General features: G+C 26.5%; 12 protein-coding genes. 11 read left to right on the forward strand and 1 reads right to left on the reverse strand.

All coding sequences use genetic code 11. The annotated features are described in order from the left end of the window. The first annotated feature begins 23 nt into the window (after positions 1–23). The 9 genes from ahbA (at position 24) to AXY43_RS25115 (ending at position 9,258) form a co-directional block, all read left to right on the forward strand. Complete coding sequence (gene ahbA / locus AXY43_RS25080; protein WP_039773838.1) at positions 24–491, forward strand: siroheme decarboxylase subunit alpha; 468 nt, start codon at positions 24–26, stop codon at positions 489–491. Continuing rightward, positions 484–951: a siroheme decarboxylase subunit beta gene (ahbB, locus tag AXY43_RS25085; protein WP_023976165.1), complete on the forward strand. Its 468-nt coding sequence runs from the start codon at positions 484–486 to the stop codon at positions 949–951. The genes ahbA and ahbB overlap by 8 nt, the downstream gene beginning before the upstream one ends. Before the next feature lie 217 nt (positions 952–1,168). Further along, entirely contained in the window at positions 1,169–2,083 is a 915-nt protein-coding gene (locus AXY43_RS25090) for a homocitrate synthase/isopropylmalate synthase family protein (RefSeq protein WP_012058242.1), read from the forward strand. A 21-nt stretch (positions 2,084–2,104) separates the two neighbouring features. After that, positions 2,105–2,887, forward strand: coding sequence for a homocitrate synthase (locus tag AXY43_RS25095; protein WP_023976163.1), 783 nt, complete (start codon positions 2,105–2,107; stop codon positions 2,885–2,887). A gap of 989 nt (positions 2,888–3,876) precedes the next feature. Beyond that, a complete protein-coding gene (mntA, locus tag AXY43_RS25100) occupies positions 3,877–4,266 on the forward strand; it encodes a type VII toxin-antitoxin system MntA family adenylyltransferase antitoxin (protein WP_243099106.1) in 390 nt (129 codons plus the stop codon). After that, complete coding sequence (locus tag AXY43_RS25105; RefSeq protein ID WP_012058245.1) at positions 4,263–4,691, forward strand: HepT-like ribonuclease domain-containing protein; 429 nt, start codon at positions 4,263–4,265, stop codon at positions 4,689–4,691. Before mntA ends, AXY43_RS25105 begins: the two co-directional genes overlap by 4 nt. Positions 4,692–4,703: 12 nt before the next feature. Further along, complete coding sequence (locus tag AXY43_RS25110) at positions 4,704–7,634, forward strand: helicase C-terminal domain-containing protein (RefSeq protein ID WP_105412342.1); 2,931 nt, start codon at positions 4,704–4,706, stop codon at positions 7,632–7,634. Positions 7,635–8,024: 390 nt separating this feature from the next. Next, positions 8,025–8,189 (forward strand): hypothetical protein, encoded by a 165-nt coding sequence (locus tag AXY43_RS28215; protein WP_017212855.1) that lies wholly within the window; start codon positions 8,025–8,027, stop codon positions 8,187–8,189. Positions 8,190–8,526: 337 nt separating this feature from the next. Continuing rightward, positions 8,527–9,258, forward strand: coding sequence for an HNH endonuclease (locus AXY43_RS25115; RefSeq protein ID WP_087702989.1), 732 nt, complete (start codon positions 8,527–8,529; stop codon positions 9,256–9,258). A gap of 282 nt (positions 9,259–9,540) precedes the next feature. Here AXY43_RS25115 and AXY43_RS25120 read toward each other — a convergent pair whose 3' ends face one another. Continuing rightward, positions 9,541–9,891 carry a thiol reductase thioredoxin gene (locus AXY43_RS25120; protein ID WP_077869914.1) on the reverse strand — a complete coding sequence of 117 codons (351 nt, stop codon included), beginning with the start codon at positions 9,889–9,891 and terminating at the stop codon, positions 9,541–9,543. 797 nt (positions 9,892–10,688) lie between these two features. Between AXY43_RS25120 and AXY43_RS25125 the strand changes: the two genes are divergently transcribed. Continuing rightward, positions 10,689–11,459 (forward strand): type II toxin-antitoxin system HicA family toxin, encoded by a 771-nt coding sequence (locus tag AXY43_RS25125; protein ID WP_023976936.1) that lies wholly within the window; start codon positions 10,689–10,691, stop codon positions 11,457–11,459. A 106-nt stretch (positions 11,460–11,565) separates the two neighbouring features. After that, a complete protein-coding gene (locus AXY43_RS25130; protein WP_023976937.1) occupies positions 11,566–11,991 on the forward strand; it encodes a helix-turn-helix domain-containing protein in 426 nt (141 codons plus the stop codon). Positions 11,992–12,087 lie beyond the last annotated feature (96 nt).

Consider the following 12,087-nt stretch of genomic DNA (forward strand, 5'->3'; position numbering starts at 1 on the left):
ACTTTAAGTGAGGAGGAACTGCTATGGATAAAACAGATAAAGAATTGCTTAATTTAATGCAAAATGAAATTCCAATAGATAAGAATCCTTTTAAAATACTAGGGGAAAAATTATTACTTACAGAAAATGAAGTATTAAAAAGAATAAATAAGTTAAAAAATGAAGGAATAATAAGAAGAATAGGTGGAATTTTTAATTCGAGAAAAATTGGATATACAAGTACTCTTTGTGCAGCTAAAGTGCCTGAAAATGAAATTGAAAAGGTTGCAGAATATATAAATATGTATGATGAAGTGACTCACAATTATATAAGAGAAGATGAGTATAATATGTGGTTTACTATGATAACGCGTTCAGAAGAGAATTTGATTAATATTCTTGAAGAAATAAAGAGAAATACTGGTTTGGAAGAAATAATGAGTTTACCTTCAGTTAAGTTATTTAAGATTAAAGTGGCTTTAAATCTTCAAGGAGATGATACAAATGATTAGTGATTTTGATAAGAAAATAATAAGTAGATTGCAAGAGGATATTCCTATAATAACTAATCCGTATAAGGATATAGCTAAAGAGCTTAGTATGGATGAAGATGTGCTTATAGATAAAATCAGAAATTATAGTGAAACTGGAATATTAAAAAGAATAGGAGCAATACTTTATCATAGAAAAGCTGGATTTAAAGCTAATGCAATGGTAGTTTGGAAGATTGATGATGAAAGATTAGATGAAATTGGAGAATATATGGCATCCATTTCTGTAGTTACACACTGTTATGAAAGGAAACCTTTTGGTTCGTGGGATTATAATCTATACACAATGATACACGAGAAAGATAAGGAAAGCTGTAACAAAATTATTAAGCAGATAGCTGATGATATAGGAATTGAAAATTACAAAATTTTGTATAGCACAAGAGAATTAAAAAAGACTAGCATGAAATATTTCAAATAAATATATATACAAAGCATTGGTTATGTGATAATATATGTATAAAATAGCATATTAACAAAGACAATGTGGTCTAAAACCAAACTAAGAAGTTTTGTTTTAGGCTATTTTTTGTTGGCAAGGGAGCCTGTTTAATATATATAAATATATTAAGTAGGCTCCTTTTAGATAGATTATATTCACATGTAGAAAAAATTTGCAATTAAAAAGGGGTGGAATTATGGATGAAAGAAAAATCGAAATTATAGATAGGACAATAATTGTTTTGAGAGAGATATTTGGTGATAAGTTAAAAGAGAAAAGCGCACAGGTAAGAGAATTGATAAAATTACTATATATAATAGGAAGCGATTATATAGAAATTACGCAAGAGCTTTATGAAGAACTATCACCATTGCCTCAAGATGTAAAATTCATAATATCTAACAATAATAAAATTGAAATAGAAAGTGTTAATGTATTATATGAGATATTAGACAATAAGCTAAATATATATAACAAAATGAATGCAAGAATAGTAGGACTTGATGACATTATCTTTTATGATTATCAGCAGATTTTTTTAGAGATAATAAAGTTCTTTGGAAATAATATAGAGCTAAGTATAAAAAATAATTATAAATCAGCTACAGCTATGAGTTTAGAATGGGTTAAAGCTGGAGGGAAGAAAGTTGTAACGACTTTTGCAGGAATTGGTGGCTTTGCTCCTCTTCAAGAAATATTAGGAGGGTCTTCTTTTTTAGAGAAAATAAAAGATCATAGTAATTATAAGCTATTTCCCAAGGTATTAAGCATATTTGAAGATATTACTGAAAGTAAAATCAGAGGAAATGCACCTTTTATAGGAAAAGATATTTTCAATGTAGAATCAGGAATTCATGTAAATGGTATAGCTAAAGATTCAAGAACTTTTGAACCATATGACCCTAGTGAAATTGGAAGGAAAAGAAATATTATTATAGGTAAGCATTCAAGTGTAAATGCATTAGAAATAAAATTAGAAGAACTAAACATAAAATACGAGCATGATAATTTAACAATTATGTTGGAAGATGTAAGGAAATTGAGCACACAAAAGCGTGGTGGATTAAGTAATGATGAAATAAAAAGATTATATAAGAAACTGTGTGTTTAGATTTTATAAGGTGGTGATATATTGATTTATAATGAAAAATTAGACAATGAAATATATATTGTGGATACAACTTTAAGAGATGGTGAACAATGTGCAGGAAAAGCTTTTTCAATTGATGAAAAAATTGAAATTGCGAAATATATGGATAAAATGAAGATTTATCAGATAGAGGCAGGCATACCTGCAATGGGAGATTTAGAAAAAGAATGCATTAAGAGGATATTAGAAATAAGAAAAAATTCACTAATTTCCGCTTGGAATAGAATGAATAAAAATGATATATTTCATTCAATGGAGTGTAAACCAGATATTATTCATATTAGCGTTCCTACATCGGATATACAAATATATTCGAATTTAGGAAAGGATAAAAAGTGGGTTGAAGAAAATATTAAGGAATGTGTATTTTTAGCGAGAGATAAAGGTTATGAAGTTACTATAGGTTTTGAAGATGCTTCTAGGGCAGACATTAGCTATCTTATAAATTTGTGTGAAATAATTATTGGTATGGGCGTAAAGCGGGCAAGATATGCAGATACCGTAGGAATATCAATGCCTTCACTTATAAAGGATTCAATTAAAACTTTAGTAAACAATACCGGAATAGAAATAGAAATTCATGCTCATAACGATTTTGGAATGGCGATTCCAATTTCCCTAGAGGCAGTTAAAAGTGGTGCTAAATATGTGGATTGCACGTTGGGTGGAATAGGTGAAAGAACAGGAAATTGTAATCTACAGGAGTTTTTAAAAATATCAAATGCATATTTAAAAAGAAATAAAAAAATTGAGGGATTGATTTAGATATATATGCTATAATTCACATTTTACAATTCACAATTACGTCTAAAATCCTTGCAATATTTTTAGAATTATCATGAAAAATTATTTTGGTAATATATTATTGTAATAATAAATTTGTAAGTGGAATTCTATTGAGCTAATTGCATTAAATGAGAATAATAATGTAGAAACTCAATTACAATATGTTCTAATATAAAACATTTCTAAAAATAATTAAAAAAATCATATAAATAAAAAAGTGAGCTTGAAGAATGTAGATATTATTTCAAGCTTATTTTATTGCGTGGGAAATTATGGACATTCAACTAAGACCTGAACTTATGCATATATCTTTCCGAAAGTAGAAACATTGTTATTTCGCAGGACTATGAAAATAAGCTGTTGATGTTTCTTAATGGGAGGTTGTTTGATTTGCTGCTTGTCATGAGCTTGCCTAAGGAGCATGCTGAAATGAGTGCAACCTTTTACTTAGAACTTTCTAGCGAAAATTTCTTAAGTCCTGTGGAATAAAAATATATGCAATTTCGGTATATATAGATAAACAATTTAAGCATTCGAATTATTAGAAGAGCATATTTGCAAAGTTGATAAAACTTTAAGTTCATGTCTTCATTAGAAATCATAAATATATTTGTGAAGAAAACATTTGAAAATGAGCTGTTAAAGGTTCTTAGCTGTAGGTTGTTCCATTTTAGCTTGTCAAACTGAAAGTTGGAGCATGCTAAAGTGGATACAACCTGTTGCTTAGAACCTTCAGCGATATTTTCATAGCTTTTCGGAACAAAATATTTATGATTTCGGTAAGTTATCACATAAATCTAAGTTCAAAGCTAGATATCTATATTGAAAAAATATAAGTTGCATAGTATTATTTATAAAGTCCAAAATAATAAATATGTTTAAATAAAATTGTGTTATAATTTATTACATAAATTATTGTAAATTGGCGGGTGAACAAGATGAAGTTGGCAGATGAAAAAAAACAAATTATGAGCAAACTAAAAAGTGAAGAAGTAAATAATCTTCTAGAAAGATATAGCATTTCGAGTATGCTCACTTTTGGAAGTTTTAACAACGATGATTTCACTCAAGAGTCAGATATAGATATAGCAGTAATAGGTATAGAAAATATACCTTTAGATAAAATATTAGAACTTGAATTATTTTTAGAAAGAACTTTGGGTAAAGAAATTGATGTTATAGATTTAAGAAGTAGAGAATTAACTATATTTTTAAAGATAAATGTATTAAATGAAGGTAAAATTATATATTCTAATGATAATAATGTTATTTTAGAAAAGTATAAAGATGAAGTTGATATAATATATAGAGAAAATGAGAATTTCTTTTGGTTTAGAAGAAGGGATGTGTTGTCATGAATCAAGAAAGACTTATAAAGATAGTTGAAGATTTTCAAGAGTGTATAAGTGATATCGATGAGTGCATTGAGATATTAGAAAACAATAGTGATAATAAAATAATGATTAAGCTTGCAAAATCTAGTTTGAGACAATTATTTGTAAGTTTTAATACAATACTAGAAGACTTTACATCAGTAACTCTTAAGTCATTAAAAAAATATAAAATAGGTATGACTTTAAATGATAGTTTGGAAGTGTTAAAAGAGGAAAAAGTACTTGATGCTGAGTTGTTTAACTTCTTAGAAAAATCAAGACTTCTTAGAAATAGAATTTCACATAGATATAAAGAACCAGCACATGCAGAATTATTTGAGCATGTTGTAAAGTATAAAGATGATTTTAAGAAAATTTTAAATATCGCAAAACAGTATTTAAAAGAGTAAGTAGGGGAAAAGATGCTAGAAGATTTAATCAGTGTTTTAGATAATGTAATATATTTAGATATAGAAACAACTGGACTTGATGAAACATGCTCAGAAATTATAGAAATTGGAGCTGTTAAAGTTAAGAATGGAGTTATAACTACTTATAATACATTAATAAGACCAAGAGGACGCGTGCCAATAAGTATTTACAGTCTCTGCAGTGATTTAAAGGAGGCAGATTTACTAAGTGCTAGAAGTTTGAATTCAATAAAACAAGAAGTACTGGAATTTTTAGAAGATTTACCTTTAATATGCCATAATGCAAATTTTGAAAGAAAATTTTTATCTTTTTATATTCCTGAAATAAAAAATACAATAATGGATTCTATGGAACTTGCAATAATTTTAGAACCATGGAGAAAAGAATATAATTTAAATTCTTTAATTAAAGAAATTACTAATTTAAATAAGGATGAGTTACATAGAGGACTATCAGATTCAATAGACACCTTAAAAGTAGTTAATTCACTACTTTTAAGGCAATGGAATAGAGAAGAAAATAGCAGAAAAAAGAATAAATCTCTACATAATCTAATTATTAAAGAATATCAGTATTTACAAAAATGGCCATGGACTAAGCATTTATTGAAGCCTCCTTTTTTCATTGATGAAGGTTATACATATGTAAATTACCTAGAGAACAAAGAAGAGGAACTTAAGCTAAAGAAAATTCCTATAGATTATTTGAAATATGAAGATTTACTTGAAAATGAAGAGATATGGAACAATGGTGGGGATTTTGGATACCAGTATAGAAAAGATCAAAAGGAATTTGCAAAAAAGATAAGAGAAAATTTTGAAAAAGGTGAGAGGATATTTATAGAGGCACCAACTGGAAGTGGGAAGACTTTTGCGTATGTAATAATAGCTGCTATTGAAACGTACCTAAATAAGCAGAAAAATAGAAAAGATGATGCTAGCTTTATTATATCTACTAATACAAAGGAATTACAAAATCAACTTATTGAGAGAGATATTCCGACTATACTTAAAAAATTAAGATTAGATGATAAATTAAATTACGGTGCTATGAAAGGTAAAGGAAATTATCTTTGCATAGAGCGAATAAATAGATGTGAAGAATTTCAGATGGATGAAAAAGGGAATCTAGCATTACTTTTCCTAAGAAGACTTTGTGAAAATGGTAATTATGGAGATATAGAAAATATAAATTATCTAGTTCAAAAACATCTGGAATTGGATAAGTACATAAGGGAAGTTAATTGTGATAGTGAACAATGTAAGCTTGATAAATGTACAAGGGCTTGCTTTTTGAGAAAAAGGTATAATGAGCTGCCTGAGGAAAACATTACAGTTATTAATCATTCTCTTTTAGCATGCTGGCCATATACTGAAAAGAAAAAAATTAACCACATAATTATTGATGAGGGTCATAACTTAATGGAAAAGTGTTATGATTTTTTTGCTGAGGAATTTTCGTCAGCTGAATTTATACAATTGCTAGATCTTATAGAAAAAGGTCACCCGAGTATTATAGCTATGCTTTTAACTTTAAATGCCAGCTATGGTTATAGGGAAACCATAGAAAAAGATAAAATTATGTATTTAGCAAATGACATTATAGTAAATATAAATATATTATTAAATGATTTTAGAAGTATAAGGCTTGTTAGCGGGGAATATAATTTTACTACTGAATTTTTCCTTCCAAGAGAAGATTTAAAAGGAATAACAAATGCCATAGGATCTGAGATATCAGTTTTGAAAGAAAGTATATATCCACTATATAAGATGTTAAATGATTATATTTATAATATAACTTTAGATGACGAAATAGATGGAGATATTGACCACAAGAATTTATCTGATTTCATAGCAAAGCTTAAAAGTGCATTTGATGTTTTAGATAAGTTTTTAGAAAGCTCAGTGTTCTATGCAAAAATATTAGAAGTAGACTCAGAATATAAATCATTCACACTTAAAAATGTTCCTTTAAATGTTGGAGAGCTAGTTAATGAACATATGTTAAAAGACGTTAAAAGTACGACGTTCTTATCGGCAACATTGAGAATAGAAAATTCTTTTAATAAAATAAAAAAGCATTTAGGACAGGAAAAAGCAAAGGAGTTTATAATTCCACCAACTTTTGATTTAAAGAAAAGGACTAAAATATTTGCTTTAAAAGATGTTGGAAGATATGATGAACCATCATATATAAAAAATGTTTCAAAATTTATTTATAATACCGCATTAAAAATAAATGGTCATATTCTTGTTTTATTCAATAATAATGCAAGGAGAACTGCTGTGAGTGAAGAGCTTGAACTGCTTACTAGAGGAACAAAAATAGAAGTACATATGAGCAAAAAATCAGTAAGAGCTTTAAATGATAAAAATAGGCAGGTTATAATACTTGGAAGCAAGGGCTTTTTTGAGGGGATAGATGTACCTGGAGATGCATTAAGCTGTGTTATGTTAGATAAAATTCCTAACTATAGTCCAGAATATCCTATTTTAAGAGCAATTACTACATACCAGAAGAAGGGGTATCAGGATGTGAATTATCCGCAGGTATGTATTAAAGCTAAGCAAATATATGGTAGACTTATTAGAAGTACTTTTGATTATGGATACTTTATAATTTTAGACCCAGGGCAAAATTCATATACTATAAGAAATCTTGAAAGAGATCTAAATGGGCCAAGTATAGAATTTTCATCCACTACTAAAGTACTTTCAGAGATGGAGTTTGATTATAATAATTGGAGAAGAAACAATATTAATACAATCATAAACAACATTAAGAAAAGTAATAAAAGCATTAAAGAGGAATTTAACAATGAGTCGAAAAAGCATAAATTATTTTGGGAATTACTAAAAGTTGAGAATGATATGTATTATTTTGAAAACATTAATTTTAAATTAAATGGTAAGATTTAAAATTAAATTTAAGTGATAAAACTTACCGAAATCATAAATATTTTGATTCCGAAAAGCTATGTAAATATATTTATGATTTCTAGTGAAGATATGCACATAAAGTTTTAGCAACTTTGTAAATATGTCAATCTAATAAATGGAATTCTTAAATCGGTTATATATATTACAATTATAGGATGTTTTTGAAAGATTATTTTGATAATGGTAAAATTTTTAGAAAAAATATAAGCTTTAAATGTAATATATGCTATAATAAACGTATATAAATATAAAGTTGAAAATTTATTATATTTTTATACGGAGGTGGTAATAATATAAATAAAGTAATTTATTTTACAAAATAAGAAAATTATAATTTAGAGATTGAATAAAGAGAGGGATGTGAAGGGTATGGTAGAAAATATAACACAATTATTACAAGAATATAAGAGTACAAAGGAATCCTTAGAATGTGGGTTGAAATGGCTTCCTAAGAATGATTATGCTAAGTCTAAAATCGAAGTTATAAATATGGTCATAAGTGATCTAGAACAATTAGAACAACAACTTAGTTAATAAATTAAAAGTATTAAAGTGAAAATTATAACTTTAAAGTATAAAAAAAGTTATTAACATATAATAAAACTGCCTCAAAACTGTATTTTGAGGCAGTTTTATTTTTGGAGTAGAATAGTTATTCTGGATAGTATTAGGAGAAAAAACAAAACATTGTAGTATAATTAAATGGAATTTAAAGAGTTTTACCATAATAAATGGTTAACCATATCATAAATAAGTGAGGTTTATAGTCTTAGCCATTGAAATAACTTTGTTATGGTTATTTTTATAGGTGGAAATACCGTACCATAAGTTAATATGCTACAATAAAAAGGAGGATTGGGGTGAAAAAATAATGAGTGAGAAAGAAAAATCAAGATATATAAAAAAAGAAGAGCGAGACAAAGTAGATAAATCATCAAATTTTAAGTGTGCATGGTGTGGAGTTAATTTAATGGAGAGACACCATATAGTACAATATGCGGATGGGGGAAAAAATTGTTCTGACAATTTAATATTATTATGTCCCAATTGTCATACATTAGTTCATCAAGGAAAAATAATAAAAGAGGAACTATTAGAAAGAAGAAAAAAGCTATCAGGTGAAATTGATAGAAGTTCTGGATATTTATCTATTATTAATAAGTGTAAGGTCATGATTGGTGGTAATACATTTATAGATACACCCAATATTATTAACTATAATGGTGAAAACCTAATTAAGATGAATGTAGAGAATAATAATTTATACGTATCCTTGAGACTATATGATAAAAAAAGAAATCTTATCTGCTGGGTAGAAGATAATAAGTGGTGGGTTGAGAATGAAGAAATATTTGATTTTGCTTATACTAAAAATACATTTAAAGTAGAGTATGATAAGGATATTAATATTAATATTAATATTAATATTATTCCAGATACAGATACAATCGAAATAAGTGGCAATATTTATATGAATGGTTATTTGCTTAGATTTGATAAAGAGGATATTAGATATTTTGATGAAAAATATCCTCAACATTATTCCATTTTTAAAGGAAATACAATTGAAAAATGTAATTGTGCATTCAGATTTAATATATAAAAAACTCACTTACAATAGATACTGTGAACCATATCATAAATGAGAAATTACTTTATATTATTAATATCACCATTAGGCTAAATAATACGAATTTGAGACATTAGACATATTAAAATATCCTAGTAAAGCTTATTTATGCCTTACTAGGATATTTTACTGCTACCTTTAAAAATATTAAAGGTGATAAAATTTTTATGCTTACCATAGAAAAGCATTATCACACTTTTTGTATTATTATAATTAGAGTATCTTTAGTTTATAATAATTATATTCGTTGATTATTTACTTTAACAGATTTAATATTTCATCCTCTGAAAGTGAAGAATCGCAGCGAACCTCTATTTCTCTATTTTTACTAACAATAAATCCTGGTACAGTTACAATATTATATTTTTCTCTAAATGAGGCAATTAAATCATCTGAAAAATTAGAACTATCTACATAGTAAATTGTTGTGTTAATTTTATTAGTTAAGCCACTTAATTTCTTAGCAAATTTACGGCAAAATGGGCATGTTGCACGACCAATATAGATAGCAGCTAAGTCTTCATTAGATAATAATTCTTCTGCTTGTGTAGAAATTACTTTTTCAAATAACTTTACATTCTCTTCATAGCTATCTTTTTCAAACATATGTATCCTCCTAGTTTTTTTATAATAGTATATCAAAGCTAAATTATTTAATCAATCTAGTTAGTTTTTCTAGTAGTTATTTTGTGAAATTATAGAAAATATTATAAAGAAAATTATAGAATAAGATATGTAAATGGGGGGCAAAAATGGCTTAGCATCTCTTTATGTATTAAAAAAAGAATATTTGTTCGTATAAGTAGAGATAAATAAGTCAATATTATAGAAGAACTACTAAACGAGGTAGTAACTATGATTAAAGTATTAGATCCCCAAAATGATGTGGTTTTTCAAAAGTTATTTGGGATGAAGGCACATAAAATTAATAAGTTTCAGCTTTTTTAAAGAAGCAAGATTTCTTAGAATTCCAATAGGTATCAAAAGATAGGGGATTTAGCTTATTTATAATTTAGTAATAAACATAAGATAATTGTTGCTTAATAGCATAAAGAATAATAAAAAAATATATATTGCAAAAATAAGTCTTGATCATAATTCTAAAAATATTTCAAAAATTTTAGTCGCAATTTTGCATTGTGAATTACAACATATATATTATAAAAAAATGCATGTAGAAAATTATTAGTACATGCATTTTTTTACTTGAAAAAAGTAATTAATTACTTTTTTCGTAAATACAATAACATTCAACTTAGTTTAACAAAGAGCGAATTCAGTAATAAATCAGTTTTATTAACATATTGATTAAATTTGGGAAATATAGTATAATTATATACAATTACATGGTTTAAAAGTAATAAATTGGGTTTTATAAGAATTTATGAAAGCTGGTATGAAAAATGAACTGGATAATAAAATTTAATCAATTAGAAAAAGAAAATACAGATAAAACATTGGACATTTTAGGAAAATATGATAAGTACAAGTATGAGCTACTGGATGAAGTGTATATAAAAGCTCACAACTTGAAATACTCAATTGGTAAATTAATAGATAAATTAAATATAAATGCTATTGTAGGTGATCCATTAAAAGAAGAAGTAGAAAAACTGGTTAAAGAGTATATTCAAATGAAAGATGATTATGAAAATAGCAGAGATAAGATGAAAGAATATATGTACGTTTGTGGAAGTGAAGCAGCACAGCTAAAATGTACCATGATTCAAATTGTAAGTAGATTTATAAGTGCAAAGAAAGATCTTCTTATGTTTAATAGAAGAATGGATGCATTTACTAAAAAGCTTATTAATATGTATTCTGAATTTGATATGGGATCCATGGGTGAAATTGAGGTATTGCAAGATGTTTATTGGGATCTTATGACAATTAAAGATATAATTGATACAAGAAATAAAGAGTATGATGAGAGAGTAGAATTATTAGAAAAGCTTAAAAAAAATCAAAAAAAAGATTATTTTAAGATATTTGATTATAAAGAAATGATTGATTTAGCAGAGAAAAATGAGTATAAGCAGGTAAGGCAAAGCGGAGATCATATTATTATGCAACATAATAAAACTAATAAAATAGTACCAATTCCTGCTCATGAATTAAAATATGGGTTAATGATTCAGATACAAAAGCAAATTCATGCTAATAAAGCAAGTTAATTAATATTAATTAATGAATAAATTATAAATTGTAATTTGTAGATTGATGATGTTAATAATTGTATACTTAATTTTAAATCAATCAATTACATTGTGGAGGGGAAATATGAATATTACTGGCAAAATTCTTAAAAATCTTAGGTTAAATAAGAATATTACATTAGATCAATTAGCAGATGAAATTAATGAAATGTTTAAAATTAGTATTACTGGCAGTATGCTTTCTAAATGGGAAACTGGTAAAGCAAATCCTATATATGATCACTTAATAAGATTAGCTTCATATTATAATGTTACTACAGATTTCCTCTTAGGCGTTAATCAAGATGAAAAATTAGATCTGGGAACCACTACTACTAATAATAATAATTTAGATAAAAACGGAAAATTTCGTTGTTCTAAAAAACCTAACAATATTAAACGTTTAGTAAAACTATTGGAAGATGATAAAATTACAAATAAGGATGTGGTAATTTTAAAAGATTTGGTTCAGGTTTTAATATCCAAAAAACATAAGAATCTCTATAGATAAAAAATGCACAAGGAGATATCTTAGTCTCAATTCGAAGAGTATAAAATGATTTATGATACAACAGACAAAAAATAAAAGAGTTAAATGAAGAAATTA

Source organism: Clostridium sp. MF28 (genome assembly GCF_002969175.1).
GTDB classification, from domain to species: domain Bacteria; phylum Bacillota; class Clostridia; order Clostridiales; family Clostridiaceae; genus Clostridium; species Clostridium beijerinckii.

Coding starts and splice junctions, on each gene's coding strand:
- mntA (WP_243099106.1), top strand. CDS start 3,877: ATGAGCAAACTAAAAAGTGAAGAAGTAAATAATCTTCTAGAAAGATAT.
- AXY43_RS25105 (WP_012058245.1), top strand. CDS start 4,263: ATGAATCAAGAAAGACTTATAAAGATAGTTGAAGATTTTCAAGAGTGT.
- AXY43_RS25115 (WP_087702989.1), top strand. CDS start 8,527: ATGAGTGAGAAAGAAAAATCAAGATATATAAAAAAAGAAGAGCGAGAC.
- AXY43_RS28215 (WP_017212855.1), top strand. CDS start 8,025: ATGGTAGAAAATATAACACAATTATTACAAGAATATAAGAGTACAAAG.
- AXY43_RS25110 (WP_105412342.1), top strand. CDS start 4,704: ATGCTAGAAGATTTAATCAGTGTTTTAGATAATGTAATATATTTAGAT.
- AXY43_RS25120 (WP_077869914.1), bottom strand. CDS start 9,891: ATGTTTGAAAAAGATAGCTATGAAGAGAATGTAAAGTTATTTGAAAAA.
- ahbB (WP_023976165.1), top strand. CDS start 484: ATGATTAGTGATTTTGATAAGAAAATAATAAGTAGATTGCAAGAGGAT.
- ahbA (WP_039773838.1), top strand. CDS start 24: ATGGATAAAACAGATAAAGAATTGCTTAATTTAATGCAAAATGAAATT.
- AXY43_RS25125 (WP_023976936.1), top strand. CDS start 10,689: ATGAACTGGATAATAAAATTTAATCAATTAGAAAAAGAAAATACAGAT.
- AXY43_RS25090 (WP_012058242.1), top strand. CDS start 1,169: ATGGATGAAAGAAAAATCGAAATTATAGATAGGACAATAATTGTTTTG.
- AXY43_RS25130 (WP_023976937.1), top strand. CDS start 11,566: ATGAATATTACTGGCAAAATTCTTAAAAATCTTAGGTTAAATAAGAAT.